General features: G+C 50.3%; 14 protein-coding genes. 4 read left to right on the top strand and 10 right to left on the bottom strand.

What is annotated here, in order from left to right; translation table 11 throughout:
* Window positions 1-3 precede the first annotated feature (3 nt).
* The gene (locus tag R3187_RS11235; protein WP_318967137.1) at window positions 4-1344 is read right to left on the bottom strand and encodes a peptidoglycan DD-metalloendopeptidase family protein; all 1341 of its coding nucleotides are present in this window, start codon (window positions 1342-1344) and stop codon (window positions 4-6) included.
* A gap of 147 nt (window positions 1345-1491) precedes the next feature.
* Between R3187_RS11235 and tyrS the strand changes: the two genes are divergently transcribed.
* Together tyrS and acnA are read left to right on the top strand one after the other, a co-directional pair.
* Entirely contained in the window at window positions 1492-2694 is a 1203-nt protein-coding gene (gene tyrS / locus R3187_RS11230) for a tyrosine--tRNA ligase (RefSeq protein ID WP_318967136.1), read from the top strand.
* A gap of 182 nt (window positions 2695-2876) precedes the next feature.
* The gene (gene acnA / locus R3187_RS11225; RefSeq protein ID WP_318967135.1) at window positions 2877-5594 is read left to right on the top strand and encodes an aconitate hydratase AcnA; all 2718 of its coding nucleotides are present in this window, start codon (window positions 2877-2879) and stop codon (window positions 5592-5594) included.
* A gap of 50 nt (window positions 5595-5644) precedes the next feature.
* Here the strand turns inward: acnA and R3187_RS11220 are convergent, their stop codons facing one another.
* The 6 genes from R3187_RS11220 to R3187_RS11195 form a co-directional block, all read right to left on the bottom strand.
* On the bottom strand, window positions 5645-6394 hold the full coding sequence (locus R3187_RS11220; protein ID WP_318967134.1) for a transporter substrate-binding domain-containing protein: 750 nt from the start codon (window positions 6392-6394) through the stop codon (window positions 5645-5647).
* Window positions 6395-6512: 118 nt separating this feature from the next.
* Complete coding sequence (locus R3187_RS11215) at window positions 6513-7856, bottom strand: hypothetical protein (protein ID WP_318967133.1); 1344 nt, start codon at window positions 7854-7856, stop codon at window positions 6513-6515.
* Window positions 7857-7975: 119 nt separating this feature from the next.
* Entirely contained in the window at window positions 7976-8812 is an 837-nt protein-coding gene (locus R3187_RS11210; protein ID WP_318967132.1) for an NAD-dependent epimerase/dehydratase family protein, read from the bottom strand.
* Window positions 8813-10129, bottom strand: a complete 1317-nt coding sequence (locus tag R3187_RS11205) for a mechanosensitive ion channel family protein (RefSeq protein WP_318967131.1) — start codon at window positions 10127-10129, stop codon at window positions 8813-8815.
* Between the two features lie 9 nt (window positions 10130-10138).
* A complete protein-coding gene (locus R3187_RS11200) occupies window positions 10139-11041 on the bottom strand; it encodes an AEC family transporter (protein WP_318967130.1) in 903 nt (300 codons plus the stop codon).
* Entirely contained in the window at window positions 11041-11274 is a 234-nt protein-coding gene (locus R3187_RS11195; protein ID WP_318967129.1) for a GIY-YIG nuclease family protein, read from the bottom strand. The genes R3187_RS11200 and R3187_RS11195 overlap by 1 nt, the downstream gene beginning before the upstream one ends.
* Before the next feature lie 117 nt (window positions 11275-11391).
* Between R3187_RS11195 and R3187_RS11190 the strand changes: the two genes are divergently transcribed.
* Entirely contained in the window at window positions 11392-12663 is a 1272-nt protein-coding gene (locus R3187_RS11190; protein WP_318967128.1) for a DEAD/DEAH box helicase, read from the top strand.
* Here the strand turns inward: R3187_RS11190 and ppiC are convergent.
* A complete protein-coding gene (gene ppiC / locus R3187_RS11185) occupies window positions 12660-12935 on the bottom strand; it encodes a peptidylprolyl isomerase PpiC (RefSeq protein WP_318967127.1) in 276 nt (91 codons plus the stop codon). The two genes, R3187_RS11190 and ppiC, sit on opposite strands and share 4 nt — an antisense overlap.
* A gap of 208 nt (window positions 12936-13143) precedes the next feature.
* On the opposite strand from ppiC, the gene R3187_RS11180 reads away from it, so the two are divergent.
* On the top strand, window positions 13144-13701 hold the full coding sequence (locus R3187_RS11180) for a hypothetical protein (RefSeq protein WP_318967126.1): 558 nt from the start codon (window positions 13144-13146) through the stop codon (window positions 13699-13701).
* Window positions 13702-13762: 61 nt separating this feature from the next.
* Here R3187_RS11180 and aguA read toward each other — a convergent pair whose 3' ends face one another.
* Together aguA and aguB are read right to left on the bottom strand one after the other, a co-directional pair.
* Window positions 13763-14872, bottom strand: a complete 1110-nt coding sequence (gene aguA, locus R3187_RS11175; RefSeq protein WP_318967125.1) for an agmatine deiminase — start codon at window positions 14870-14872, stop codon at window positions 13763-13765.
* Entirely contained in the window at window positions 14869-15759 is an 891-nt protein-coding gene (aguB, locus tag R3187_RS11170; RefSeq protein WP_318967240.1) for an N-carbamoylputrescine amidase, read from the bottom strand. Before aguB ends, aguA begins: the two co-directional genes overlap by 4 nt.
* Window positions 15760-15831: the final 72 nt, after the last annotated feature.

Raw genomic sequence — 15831 nt, 5'->3', positions numbered from 1 at the left:
GCCTTAGGGCGCGGCTTTTGCTAATAACACCCGTTCTTTTGTCTGCAGCTCGGCCAGCACAGGGCTGGCGCTGGCGATAAATAAATCGCGCTCTTCACCCAGTAAAGGCGTAGCCTGCGGCAGTTTGACGGTGCGCGGGTTGCGATGCACGCCATTTAATAAAAACTCATAGTGCAGGTGAGCACCGGTTACCCGGCCGGTCGCACCAAGCCGGCCAATGGTCTCACCCTGTTTTACTCTGTCGCCAATTTTGACATTGCGGCGAGACAAATGCAGATACTTAGTCACTATATTATTGGCGTGTTTAATAAACACATAGTTGCCATTAAGGTTGTTGTAGCCAGAGTGCGTTACTTTGCCATCACCGGCAGCCATAATCGGCGTACCTACCGGCGCGACGTAGTCTACGCCGTTATGCGCCCGCACTTTACCTAAAACCGGATGCAACCGCCGCGGATTAAAATTGGAGCTGACATACTGAAAACTAACCGGCGCCCGCAAAAAGGCCTGCCGCATACTGGCACCATCAGGTTTGTAATAGTTACCATCGGTATGGCGCACTGCCTGAATAATCTGGCCTTGATTCTGGAATTGGGCAGCGATGATGGTGCCATAGCCAACAAAATCACCGTCCACATAATTCGCCTGATACAGCACGCTGAAACTGTCACCGGCCCGCAGGTCAAGGCCAAAGTCGATATCCCAGCCAAAGATACCGGCGAGATTCATGATCTGCGCTTCCGATAACCCTGCTTCAATACCGGCACTCCAGAAACTGGATTTTATTTCTGCACTGGCAAACTGCTGACGATGTTCTACTGTTTTTTCCAGCTCTGCGGCGACAAAATTGCCTGTCTGATCACGACTGATTTTTAATGTTTTTAATTTATTGATAGCGTAACGTAATTCAGTAAGCTCGCCCTGTTGGTCCAGACCGAACTCCAGGATTTCACCGGGGAAAAGGCGGGTCAGGGTTTTAGTGCTGTCACCCAACGCCAGAATGGCCAGCATGGTTTGCTGGCTGACGTTGGCTTTTTTAAATAAATTAGACAGCACATCGCCACGTTGTACCTGCAGGCTTGACCATTGCAGCGTGTCATCAACCGCAAATTCATCGTTGAATTCAGGTTCCAAAGCTTCACTGGCTAAATCTTCACTAAACTGTTGTTCATTCTGAGGAATATCAAGACTGTAACGCTTGCCTACTTCCAGCGCGCTCGTGTTGCTGCTTTTGGAAGCCGCGGCCTGCTCGGATGGAAGTAACAAAATAATGGCTAAACATACCGACACGCCAAGGATCAATGCCCGGTGTTGAGAAGGAATTTTTGCTACCAGTTGCCGCATAAGCCCCGTCATCTGTTGGAAACGCACAAAAACCGAGCATAAACGTTTTTTTTCGAAGATACCAGAGTTTTGTGCGTTTCCCCTGGCTGGAACATGCTATAGAATGGCGGTTGTTTACACAAATTTGCACTAAGTCAGGAGTTTAAAATGGCCGATTGGGCACAGGCGTTAGCTGAATTAAAACGCGGCTGCGAGGAAATCTTGCTGGAAGATGAGCTAATTGCCAAGTTAAAAACAGGCAAGCCACTGAAAGTGAAGGCTGGCTTCGATCCAACGGCGCCTGATTTGCATTTAGGTCATACCGTACTGATCAACAAATTACGCACTTTTCAGCAGCTTGGCCATGAGGTTATTTTCTTAATTGGTGATTTTACCGGCATGATAGGCGACCCCAGTGGCAAAAATGTCACCCGCAAACCGCTGAGCCGGGAAGATGTGCTGGCCAATGCAGAAACCTATAAAGAACAGGTTTTTAAAATTCTTGATCCGGCGAAAACCCGGGTAGCCTTTAACTCGGAGTGGATGGGCGAGCTTGGTGCTGCCGGGATGATTAAGCTGGCGTCGCGCCAGACTGTAGCCCGGATGCTGGAGCGGGATGATTTTAAAAAGCGTTTTGCCAACAATCAGTCGATTGCCATTCATGAGTTCCTTTATCCATTGGTGCAGGGTTGGGATTCGGTCGCGCTTGAGGCCGACATCGAAATGGGTGGTACCGATCAGCGGTTTAATCTGCTGATGGGCCGCGAGTTGCAAAAAGATGAAGGCCAGCGGCCACAAACGGTAATGATGGTGCCGTTACTGGAAGGGCTTGACGGTGTGCAAAAGATGTCAAAGTCGTTGGGTAACTACGTCGGTATTACCGATGCGCCGACTGAGATGTTTGGCAAAATCATGTCGATTTCAGATGAATTAATGTGGCGCTACTACGATTTACTCAGCTTCAGACCACTGGCTGAGATTGCCGCATTAAAGCAGCAGATGGCTGAAGGTGCCAACCCGCGTGATATTAAAATAACGCTGGCCAAGGAAATTATCGCTCGCTTTCATGATACTGCAGCAGCAGAAGCGGCACATCAGGATTTTATTCAGCGCTTCAGCAAAAATGCGCTGCCGGATGATATCCCTGAACTGACGCTGCAATGTAACGGCAGTGCTATGCCAATCGCCAACCTGTTAAAAGAAGCTGGATTGGTTGCCAGCACGTCCGAAGCACTGCGGATGATTAAGCAAGGGGCGGTAAAACTGAACGGTGAGACCAGAATTGATGATAGCAAACTGGAAATTGCCAATGGCAGCACAGAGATTTACCAGGTGGGTAAACGCAAGTTCGCCCGGGTAACCCTGGAGTAAAATCGTTTTCTGACCTGCTGTATCCGCTGTAAACAGACCGCCGTTGTGCGGTCTTTTTCGTTTTGGGCTTTTTCGTTCTGGTAACCGCTTCCGGCTAAAATTGTAAAAAGCCTCGCCTTGCATTTTCGCATCTGCGCCCCGATGCACTACACTTGGAGAATACGTAATCAACGAGGAATGTTATGAGCCAGAACAACCCCTATGCAGACAAGCTGAAAGTCGCTGATCAGCAATATCAAATCTTCAGTTTGGCAAAAGCTGCAACCACCCATGGCACCGTTGACCGTTTACCGTTCTGCTTAAAAGTGTTGCTGGAAAACCTGCTGCGCAATCTTGATGCTGACACCGTAACCGAGCAGGATATTCAGGCACTGATTGACTGGCAGAAGCATGGCCATGCTGATCGGGAAATTGCCTTTCGGCCAGCCCGGGTGCTGATGCAGGATTTTACCGGGGTACCGGCAGTGGTTGACCTGGCCGCAATGCGCGCTGCGGTAGCCGAGCTTGGGGAAGATCCGCAAAAGATTAATCCGTTGTCACCGGTCGATCTGGTGATTGACCATTCGGTGATGGTGGACCATTTCGCCACTGATGACGCTTTTAAGCAGAATGTAGAGATCGAAATGGAGCGCAATTTTGAGCGCTATACTTTTTTGCGCTGGGGCCAGCAAGCCTTCGCTAACTTTAAAGTAGTGCCACCGGGTACCGGTATCTGCCATCAGGTCAATCTTGAATATCTGGGGCAAAGTGTCTGGGCACGAGAAACCGATAATGGCACCGAGGCTTATCCCGACACGCTGGTGGGCACCGATTCCCATACCACCATGATTAATGCGCTGGGAGTGTTAGGCTGGGGGGTTGGCGGCATTGAAGCCGAAGCCGCTATGCTGGGCCAGCCGGTATCGATGCTGATCCCGGAAGTGGTCGGGCTGGAATTTACCGGCAAGCTTACTGCCGGCATTACCGCAACTGATTTAGTGTTAACGGTAACCGAGCTGCTGCGGAAGCACGGCGTGGTCGGTAAGTTTGTCGAGTTCTTTGGTGACGGTCTGGATCATCTGAGCCTGGCTGATCGGGCGACTATCGCCAATATGGCGCCTGAATATGGCGCCACCTGTGGTTTTTTCCCGGTAGACCAGGTTACCCTGGATTACATGGCGTTAACCGGTCGGGATGACAGCGTTATTGCCAGAGTGAAAGCGTATTGCCAGGCGCAGGGTCTGTGGCGCAAACCCGGCCATAAAGCAATTTACACCGATGTATTACATCTGGATCTGGCAAAAGTGGTGCCGTCACTGGCGGGGCCGAAACGGCCACAGGATAAAGTCAGTCTGGGTGAACTGAAGCAGCACTGCGACGATATGCTGGCCCTGGAACGTAAATCAGCGTCAGAGCGTGAAGCAAAAATGGTTGAAGAAGGTGGTGGTCAGCCGCAGCCGGAGGATAATGATGACCATATGGACCTGAACGGTCAGCGAATTAAGCTTGATCATCATGCGGTGGTGATTGCTGCAATTACTTCATGTACTAATACCTCTAACCCGAGTGTGCTGATGGCAGCGGGCTTACTCGCTAGAAATGCCCTGGCTAAGGGCCTGAGCCGCAAACCCTGGGTGAAGAGTTCGCTGGCCCCTGGCTCTAAAGTGGTAACCCGTTATCTGGAAAAAGCCGGCTTGATGGACCCGCTGGAAAAACTGGGTTTTCATCTGGTCGGCTACGGCTGTACCACTTGTATTGGCAACTCCGGGCCGCTGGCAAAACAGTTAGAGCAAGCGATCAGTGAAAATAATTTAAACGTGTCAGCAGTGCTGTCCGGTAATCGTAATTTTGAAGGCCGGATCCATCCGCTGGTGCAATCGAACTGGCTGGCATCGCCGCCGTTAGTCGTGGCTTTTGCGTTGGCGGGCACGGTCAACATTGATTTAAGCAAAGACGCTATTGGTGAAGATAAAGACGGTAATCCGGTTTATTTGCAGGATATCTGGCCGGATAATCAGCAGATCGCTGATGAAGTTGCCAAAGTACAAAGCAGCATGTTTAAAAGCGAATATGCCGATGTGTTCAGTGGCGATGAGACCTGGCAGAATATTGAGGTACCAAAGGACAAAACCTATACCTGGCCGGAGTCGAGCTATATCCGCCAGCCCAGCTTTTTTCAGGGCATGGGCCGGGAGCCTGAGCCGGTGCAGGACATTCAAGAGGCCAGGGTACTTGCATTACTGGGTGATTCGGTGACTACCGATCATATTTCACCAGCAGGCAGTATTAAAGCCAGTAGTCCGGCAGGACGTTATCTGAAAGAGCTGGGTATCAGCCAGGCTGATTTTAATTCATATGGCTCGCGCCGCGGTAATCATGAAGTCATGGTGCGCGGTACCTTCGCCAATGTGCGGATCCGTAATGAAATGGTGCCGGGCACAGAGGGGGGCGTGACCTTGCATCAGCCTTCAAAAGAGCAGATGGATATTTATGATGCTGCAGAGCGCTACCGGCAGCAGCAAACGCCATTGGTGGTGGTTGCTGGTAAGGAATACGGTACCGGGTCGTCCCGGGACTGGGCAGCCAAAGGTACCCTGTTACTGGGAGTCCGGGCGGTGCTGGCGGAATCCTATGAGCGGATCCACCGCTCTAATCTGATTGGCATGGGCGTGTTGCCGTTGCAGTTTCTGGCTGGGGTTGATCGTAAGCACTTAAGTTTAACCGGTGAAGAGACCTTTACTATCAGTGGTTTGAATAATCTGCGGCCAAAACAAAAAGTGGCAGTGATGATAACTTATGCCGATGGCGACCAACAGAAAATAGAGATGCTTTGCCGGATAGACACCGGTAATGAGTTGGCTTATTACCAGCACGGCGGTATTTTACACTATGTATTGCGCAGGATGATAGGCAGTGCCTGAGCATAGCAGCTGATTAATAGTGACTGAAAAGCTGACGAAAAGTCAGCTTTCTACTTTATAGCTGTTGCTGTTTTGGTGTGGCGGCGACAGTCAGCCACTGCTGAATTCATTTGATCGAGATGCTTGCTGGCGAAGGCCGGTGACAGATAAAAGCCGGCGTCGCGGGTGAAGTAATTATACAGCTGTAAATTACCTGTCATCGGATCTGCCAGCATTTCTGCCTGCAACTGTTCTGCTAATGGTTGCGGAACGGCCAGCATCTCTACCCGATCCATTTTAAGCAACGGCAATAACTGCTGATAATCATAAACCTGATGGATATGCTGGTAACCGTTGCTTTGCAGATAATGCAGTTGCGGGGAACCACGCTTTACCCCAACAAATTTACTTTTACCCTGTTCCTGCCGGAGCATGTCGGGTTGCAACACGGTTGATTTAAACACAAAATAGTCATCATCTTTGGTCAACCAGACGCTGGCTTGCAGATAGCTGTCGCGCTCGAGGGTGTATCCCATCGGATAGATTATATCCAGTTGATTTTCTCTGGTTAATTTCAGCAGGCGATCGGTCGGCAGACTTTGCCAGACAATTGTCGCGTCCAGCGCAGATTCAATACAGGTAATTATTTCAGCATGACCATAGAAGGGCTCTGGTTGGATGTTACCGTCAATAACGCTGATCCCCGGGAAGGACTGAACAACGCCGCCCTGCAGCAGTTGCGGCTTGTCAGCGGATATCCCTGAGGCAACTACAATACTGTTGAAAATGATAAAGCAGATTGCTGATTTTAATAAAGCCATAAGTATTCGCAATACCTTACTTGAATATGAGTTCGGTAAACGGCTAAGTATTTACTAAAAAAAGGGCTTTGTCAGCTTTTTGGTGACACCCCCGGCAATCTGCCGGGGGGATATGACATCAGAATGTCAGGTTAAGACGGTAGCCAGAAGGGGCTGAATCGTCTTTTTCGGCACTAAGCAGATAGCGCTCGCCTGGCTGCAGCATCAGGCTGTCTGTTTTGTCCAGTAAGGTTGTGCTGCCGTTATCAGCGACATGCACCAGAGCAATACTATAGTAGTTTTTTGGTAAATTCAGGTTTTGCTGTTTCTTAAATTCCAGGTTTTTAACATGGTGTCTGGCAGTAGCAATGGTTTCGTCCTGAAGCACAAAATAAATATTCAGCCGGGCAAAGTCAGCAACTAAGTTGCTGACAATAACATCGTTCGCCTGCAGCTGCGGCTTGTCACTTTCTTTAATAGCCAGGGCTTGCAGCAGGTTATCTTCGGTCTGATATAACAGAACCAACTGACTCTCACCGGCCGTGGCGGTCAGCAAGGCACTGTTAAGCAATAGCTGGCCATCGGTATCGCGCACTGACAAGCTGTAGTCGCCTTTAGTCAGAGTGTGGTAGTTGCCAAGGCTACCTGCTGCCAGCATGGTGACCGTGCTGTTATCCAATGCTACCTGCACCGGCTGTGACCAGCTGTTATATAAACGAAACTGCGCCTGAGCGTCCTGATGGGTGTGGCGGGCAACGCTGCTGGAATTTAAAATGACATCGACTGCTAACTGGCCGGCAATGGGGCCGTGCTGATCACGTACCACCAGTACATAGGTATTCTCATAAGCAAAATTGAGGTTTTTGCCTATAAAAAGCGGGCTATCAGCGCCCGCTTCAGCCAGATACACGTTATAGTTGCCAGTAGCGTTGCGGCTGGCTTCGCTGCTGATTTCGTGCAACGCGACACTGTCGAGCAGGGTGGCATCAGCAAAGGTTTCTGTCGCGGCGCTAAGATAAATATCCAGTAGTGGCTGGCTGGCTGCCAGGTTAGTCAGATACAAATCAAACTTATCTTCCAGTTCTTTCTCGCGCGCAAAACTCAGGCTCAGATAATCGAACTGCTCATCGGCACTGGTCAGGATAAACAGGTGCTTCTGATCCGGGTTCAGCGTGATATCGTCAGACAGCAGCGGGCTGCTACCACCGGTTTCGGTAACCTGCAAGCTATAGCTGGCGGCATCAACACTGATAACATTGCTGGCATCGGCGAAGCGGGCGCTGCTGATACTGGTATCATCCAGCCTGAATGCAGGGTTGGCTGTTGCCGCCGCACCATTGTAAAACTGCACATAACTTTTTATTTGTTCAGGCTCATCACTGCTGCCGCCGCAAGCACTAAGGCTTAGCGCTGCCCCAAGCGCCAGACTGCGGCTCAGAAGCGGAGTATATAACGCTAACCATTTCGATAAAGATGTTTTCATATCAGGTTCCATGCTGGTGAATTAAACCGGCACAGCCTAAGGAATTAACAGCAGGATAGCTATGTTGTTTTACTATTACAAACAGTTGGTTACGCTTAATTACACAATGCAGTAAGCCATTACAACATTGACAGATAACCGGTTTTAAAATCGGGGTATTGCCAGTTGAAACCTGTTTGCTGCAACCGGCGGGCACTGACTCTTTTGCTGCCACGCTGCACAATTTGCTCAGTAGTAGCGTTAATATCCAACTGCTGTTGCAGGAACTGGATCACGTCGCGGTAACGGGCAGAGGACAGATCGGTAAGATTGTAAGCACTTGCTGTTTTTCGACCCTGCTGGCGGCGCAACAGCAAATGGACAATGGCCCGGGCACAATCTGATATTTCAATCCGGTTAGTATAAACCGGTTGCGTTTCGACAATTTTCTGACCGGTTCTGGCAACACGCAACAGCATGTCCCGGCCCGGACCATACAGTCCTGCCGGTCGCAGCATAGTGCAGGGCAAACCGCTTTGCAGCCAGAAATCTTCTGCTTTGACCAGAATTTTAGCGGTGCCGCGCTCAGGTAAGCGCGGACTGTCTTCGTTAACCCATTCGCCCTGTTGCTGACCATAAACACTGGTCGATGAAACCAGCCACAGATGCACTGGCTGCGGTTGTTGTCTGAGCCATTCTCTGGCTTGGGCGGCAATCTCCAGATAGGCCTGGCGGTATGCGTCGTCAGTCCGGTTGTCCGGGGCAACGCACAGTATCAGATCGGAGATGCCAGCTGATCCAGCTATTCTGTCTGACAGAATGGGCCAGGGAGCAGTGGCATCGTGTTGGATCAGGTGTACCCCGGCCGGGCTTTTGCTCTGACGCCGCATTGCATACACCGTGATGCCTTGTTGCATCGCTTCTCTGGCTATCAGCGAACCCAGATCACCCAGACCAATCAGTAAAATATTCGCCATTTATTGCTGATCTTTGCTTATCTGCTCAGGTGCTGGCGGCCAGCCTGACTTAATATGCAGATCGCGCTGTGGATACGGAATGGTAATATTGTGTTGCTTAAAGGTACGCCAGATAGCCAGGTTAATGGCGGAGCGGACTTCAGCAGTGCCTTTTTCCATATCAGTAATCCAGACTCTTAATTCCAAGGCGATGCCACTGTCGGCAAATTCCATTAAGCGCACGGTCGGGCTGGGCGTTGTCAGGATCCGGGGCGAGGCTGAAGCACATTCTAACATCAGCGCCAACGCCTGTTCAGGGTCATCGTCATAGCTGATTTGCACTTTAATTATCATTCGCACATTAGTATCTGCATAGCTCCAGTTGATGACTTCAGAGGTGATCAGATTCTCGTTAGGGATTAACGTATCAACCCCTTCGCGGTTGCGTACCACCACATAGCGGGCATTTAACTGCTCGACCCAGCCGAACTTGTCACCAACAGTAATGATATCGCCAGGCTTAATAGAGCGGTCAAATACCAGAATAAAGCCACTGATAAAATTAGAGGCAATGCGCTGTAAACCAAAGCCAAGCCCAACGCCCAGTGCGCCACCAAATACGGCCAGCGAGCTTAAATTGATCCCTACCGCATTTAACGCCACCAGAAAGGCAATGGTGATCAGGATAAACTTACTGAACTTGGCAAAGCCGACCTGCATACTGGGGCTGATATGGGTAGAGCGCTGGACCCGTCGACTGATAAATTCGGCCAGCCAGATAGCCAGAGTGAAAGCCAGCGTGATCATTAACAGCAGCTTTAATACAGCCAGTACCGAAATACGGGTTTCACCGACAGTCATAGCAAGGCTATCGCTATCGAGTACCGCGAGTAAACCTGGTAACCAACCGGCCAGATGCAGCAATACACCAAACCAGATAATCCCGGCCAGCAGATTTTCAGAGGATTTTAACAACGGACTGACATTAAAAGCTTTGCGCAGGATATACACAACCAAGCGGATAACCGCCAATGCCAGCAACACCGGTATTGCAACTTCGAGAATTTGCACTGGCAGGGCATTCATTTCAAAGATAATCTTAGCGGGTACTAACACGGCCAGTGCAGTAAGCGGCCACAATAAGCGCTGAATACTGCGCACTGCCATGTGGCGCAAGCCGGAATCAAGGGTGTGCTGTTTTTCTACTAATCCTTGTAACCGCTGATTGGCCAGTGTCGCCAGTAATAAAGCCGTTGCCAACGCCAGCAGCTGCCACCAGAAATCAAATTGCTGGATGCTTGTCAGCACTGACTTTCCCACTTCGTTAAGCTTTTCCATACCCATCCTTTAACGCAATAACCAAAAAACCACGGGTAAACTGATTAACCCGATTAAAATACCAAGACCAATAATGCCGCTGACTAAACGTGGTGCCAGGCCAGCCATAATAGCAATAGCGCCGGCTGAGATCATCGGTGGCATCGCTGCCTGAAATATGCTGATGTCTACTGCCAGACCACTTTGCCCCAGGCTACGCCATATAACCCAGGCTAATAGCGGCATCATGACTAACTTAAGCGCTAACGCAGTAACCAGCGGCGTTATTTCATTTTTACTAAACCGAAAGCTTAGCTGAAAACCGACGGCGATCATCACAACCGGCACCAGCGTCGCCGCCAGATTATTGATTAGTGCGTCTGCTAACGGAGGAAAGCTAACATTTCTGAGCAGTAACCCTGCTACCAGGGCAATAAAAGAAGGGAAGCTGATAATTTTAATGATGATGCTTTTGGCAGTCGGCTTACTGACTTGCGGGCTGTAAATAGCGGCAACAATGGTGACATAGGTCGCCAGCGCAATAAAAGAGCCGACCTGATCGTATACCACTGCATAGGGCATGGCTTCGCTGCCAAACAGTGCCTGAGTCATTGGAAAACCTAAAAATGAAGTATTGCCAAGGGGCAGTATGATCAACAGGGCGCCGGTCACCTCGCGTGACCAGCCCAATATTTTACTTAACGCCAATACTGTTGCGACAACGGCGAGCAGCAACAGCCAGGGTGTTAATGCCGGGATCAGTAACGCGCTGGAAAATTGCAGTAAAGGGACGTTTTTTAAAATAAGGGCTGGTAAGGCCACATACAGCACATAGATGTTAAGCACTATACCACTGTTTTCAGGCATCACTGGCAGCCGGCGCAAGCCAAAGCCAATAACCAGATAGGCCAGTACCAGGTAAAAATTATCCATTACTGCTCGCTTATCCGCTGCTCTTTTGCAGCCTTTGAAAGTTGTTTGAGCTGATATTCAGCTTGACTGGCTTCTGCCCTGTTGGGCATGGCCTGGACAAGCACCAGCTGCAGCGGCCCTTTACCACGCAGGGCTTTGGCTCCGCCTTTCAGCTCGCCATTGTGCTGGCGTAGGCGCCGGGCCGGATCAGTGCTGATACCAGTATAGAGCTGGCCGCCGGCAGTGCGAATCATGTAAAGAAACCAGGGTGTTGCTGTCATGGGGCTGAATATCTTGTTTTGTGTGCTTCTGTTATAATCGCACTTTATTTTGCCGTTGCCAGTCTGGCACAGGCACAGTCAGGATCATCAATGTCGTTTCAATCTTTAGGGCTGGCAGAGCCCATTTTACGGGTACTCACCGAACAGGGGTATACCGACGCCACACCAGTGCAACAACGCAGCATCCCGCTTATTCGTTCTGGTAAAGACGTTCTGGCCGGCGCCCAGACCGGTACCGGCAAAACCGCAGCCTTCACTTTACCACTGCTGCAGCACTTGCTCAATGCGCCTAAGCTGTTAACTGCCGGCCAGGTAAGGATATTAGTACTGACGCCAACCCGGGAGCTGGCACAGCAGGTGCACGACAGTGTGCTGACCTACAGCCGCCATGTTAATTGTCGCAGCGCGGTATTTTACGGTGGCGTGTCAATCCGGCCACAATACGATGATGCCGAACAAGGGCTGGATATTCTGGTGGCGACACCGGGCCGGTTGATTGACCATTTGCATCAGCAAACCATCGATTTAAGCCAGCTTGAAGTCCTGGTGCTGGATGAAGCTGACCGGATGCTGGATATGGGCTTTGTGGTTGATATTAAGCGCATTATGGCGAAACTACCGCCGAAACGACAAACCTTGTTGTTTTCAGCCACCTATTCCAACGACATTAAACAGCTGGCTGATGAACTGCTAGACAAGCCGGTGCTGGTCGAAGTGGCAGCAGCAAATGCCACTGCTGACAGGGTAAGCCAGCAGGTATATCTGGTCGACAAGCATCGCAAACGCGAGATGCTGTCGCATTTAATTGGTGCCCGTAACTGGCCGCAGGTGCTGGTATTTGTCCGCACCAAGCACGGTGCTGACCGTCTAGCCAAACAATTACAGAAAGACGGCCTGAAAACTGCGGCGATTCATGGCGATAAAAGCCAGGGCGCCCGCACCAAAGCGTTAGCTGATTTTAAAGCCGGGGCGGTACGGGTGTTAGTCGCAACCGATATCGCGGCCCGTGGCCTGGATATCAGTGAGTTGCCTTATGTGGTTAACTACGATTTGCCGCAGATAGCTGAGGACTATGTCCATCGGATAGGCCGCACCGGCCGAGCGGGTATGAGTGGTATTGCCGTTACCCTGGTTACCCCGGAAGATACAGGGGCCTTGCAGGACATTGAAAAGTTAACCCAGCAAGTGTTAAGCACCGAAGTGTTGCCCGGCTACGAGCACGACCCCAGCTATCAGGCACCGAACGAAGCTGTGGCTCGTGCCCCAGGTCAACGGCCTGGGCGTAACGATGGTGCCGCCAAACGCCAGGCTCAGGGCAAATTAAAAGCAAAATTGCGGGCCAAAGCGCTGGGTAAAACTTAACTGCGATACAGGGTTTTAATCAGGTGAAAACCAAACTGGGTTTTCACCGGGCCGTGCACTTCCAGCAGCGCCTTTTTAAATACCACATCATCAAAGGCCTTTACCATCTGGCCTTTACGAAACTCGCCTAAATCCCCGCCTTTTTTGCCTGACGGGCACAGTGAGTGTTGTTTGGCAAGTTTGCCAAAGTCAGCGCCTCTGGCTAATTGTTGTTTCAATTTTTCCGCTTGTTCCCGGGTTTTAACCAGGATATGTAAGGCACAGGCTTTCATAATATAACAGCTCTGTTACAATTGCATGGACTGAAGTGTAGCTTTTAAATGGCTGAATATGAAGAGTTATTGTTCATTGTGGTCGTCGGGATAGCGTTAGGCTTATCGCCGTCAGTAAATCATGACATATTGTTTTACAATTTGTAAGCAGACCGCAATGAGCAGGCTGTTATACTTTAGCGGTTAACGACAACGGGGAAATGGAATTATGAAAAAACTGATATCAACACTGCTTGTTACCGCCGTTTTAGCTGTGGGCGGCAACCAAAGCGTTGCGGCAGAGAGTGATGCGAAAGTTCAAGGTGAAGAAGTCCGTTTGCGCTCCTATTTATACGCCGCGGATTACGACAGTATGATGGCTAAGGCACGAAAACAACAATTTGCTGAAGCCTTTCCGGAAATTTTGCGATTTGCCCGCTACGGTGAGAAATATGCACAGTATCTGGCTGGTTTATTAATGGTTACCGGCCAAGATGTCCCGGTAAATGTTGAAGAAGGCCTGGTCTGGATGCGTTTATCGCTGCAGCAGGAAACCTCTGACTGGGAGCGTCGATACAAAGAGATTACCAGTAATCTTACTCAGGAGCAGCTGGACTCACTTGATCCGCTTTATGAAGAGTTTAAACGGAAGTACGGCGTTGATAACCAGTTTATGCACTGCAGTTATGAACGGTTAAAAGGCTCGAATATGCGCCAGCATACCTGTCGTAAGAACCTGTCAATGAATGAGTACTATTCGGTAATGGAGTATAAAGAAGCAAACTAAGGCCTGTGGCAGGCTGTATTTCGTAAGATAAAAAAGGGAGCTTGCTGCTCCCTTTATACTGTCAGGCTGGTTGCTGCTGGGTAATACAGTGAATATTACCACCGCCCAGTAAAATTTCCCGGCCTGGCACCGTAACAACCTGATGGTCCGGATACAGCTGCTGTAATATATCAGCGGCAACGTTATCATTCGGGTCATCAAAGGTTGGCAGAATCAGGCCGCCGTTACATAAATAAAAGTTGATGTAAGAGCCGGCCAGCCGGGCATTAGCTTCACGCGGAATAGCACTTAGGGTGGCATCTACCGTCGCATATTCATCGGAGTTGGCAATAATCGGCTTGGGCAGCGGTAACTTATGCACTTTAATTTTCCTGCCTTTAGCATCAGTGCTGGCTTCTAAATAATCCAGGGCGGCTTTGCTGCGGGCATACTGCGGGTCGTTCTGATCGTCAGTCCAGGCCAGCACCACTTCACCTGGTTTGACAAAGCAGGCCATATTATCAACATGACCATCGGTTTCGTCGTTAAAAATACCTTCTTTTAACCACAATACTTTGCTGATCCCCAGGTACTCGGCCAGAATTTCTTCAATCTGCTCGCGGTTTAAATGCGGATTACGGTTGGTATTAAGTAAACACTCTTCAGTGGTTAAAAGGGTGCCTTCACCATCAACATGGATAGCGCCGCCCTCCAGCACAAAGCCTTCAGTGCGGTAGCGGGGTAACTGCTCAATACCCAGAATTTTACCGGCGACCTGGTCGTCAAACTGCCATGGGAAATACAAGCCGCCATTCAGGCCACCCCAGGCGTTAAACGTCCAGTCGATACCACGCACTTCACCTTTACCATTAGTGACGAACGTCGGCCCGGTATCACGGCACCAAGCATCGTTATTGGATATTTCGACCACTCGTACCGGATACAAAGCACCGGCTCTGCCCAGCTGCGCTTCGGCGTTGGCATACTGGCCAGCTGAAACACAGACCGTTACCGGCTCAAAGCGGGCAATGGCGGCAATAACGGCGCAGAAAGCCTGTTGGGCTGGTTTAGCCCCCATACGCCAGCTATCTGTGCGCTCCGGCCATACCATCCAGGTTTGTTTATGCTCTGCCCACTCGGCTGGCATTGAAAAACCATCATGCACAGGTGTGGTTGGTAGTAAGCGGCTCACTTGCTGTTCTCCGGGTTCACTTTGCCATCTTTAGTCAGGATAGTATCGTAAATATCAATCCGGCGATCGCGGAACAGACCCCAGGCCCGGCGATCCGCGGCCACTTTATCTAAATCGAAGGTGTGTACCAGCACTGCTTCGTCCGTCGCATTGGCTTCCTGCACTTTGGCGCCGGTGCCATCAGCAATAAATGAGCTGCCGTAGAAGGTGATATGGTAGTCATCTTCGGTTTCGGTACCAATCCGGTTCGAGGCAATAAGTGGCATTAAATTCGCCGCAGCGTGGCCCTGCTGGGTCCGTTGCCAATGCCCGCATGAATCAATAGTGGCATCATGCGGCTCGCTGCCAATGGCGGTGGGGTAAAACAGCAGTTCGGCACCCAGCAGGGCCATACTGCGGGCCGTTTCCGGAAACCACTGATCCCAGCAAATGCCGACACCGATTTTGGCATAACGGGTTTGCCAGACCTTAAAGCCAGTGTCACCCGGGGTGAAGTAATATTTTTCACTGTAACCCGGGCCATCCGGAATATGGCTTTTACGGTAAGTACCCAGGTTTTCACCGTCAGCATCGATAATCACTACGCTGTTATACATACAATTACCGGCCCGTTCGTAAATGCTGATTGGCAAGACGACGCTGAGCTCTTTGGCAATTTTCATAAAGTGGTTAACCGCCGGGTTTTCTTCGACGGTGGTAGCAAATTCCAGATAAGCTGGTTTTTGCTTCTGACAAAAGTAATTACGTTCAAACAGCTCCTGCAGCAGAATAATCTGGGCGCCTTTGGCCGCAGCATCGCGTACCAGCTTTTCACCACGGGCGATGTTTTCTTCAACATTCCAGCCACCCACCATTTGAGTCGCAGCAACGGTTACATTACGCATCAGTTATCTCCAGCAGAAGGTTAAAACCAACAGGCTAGCATCCATTAGAATACTTGCCAAACAGGGCGCGCAAAA

The sequence above is a fragment of the Arsukibacterium sp. genome, assembly GCF_033721375.1.
Lineage (GTDB): Bacteria > Pseudomonadota > Gammaproteobacteria > Enterobacterales > Alteromonadaceae > Alishewanella.
The sequence above is the reverse complement of the archived record's forward strand: the minus strand, read 5'-3'. Positions and strand labels throughout refer to the sequence as shown.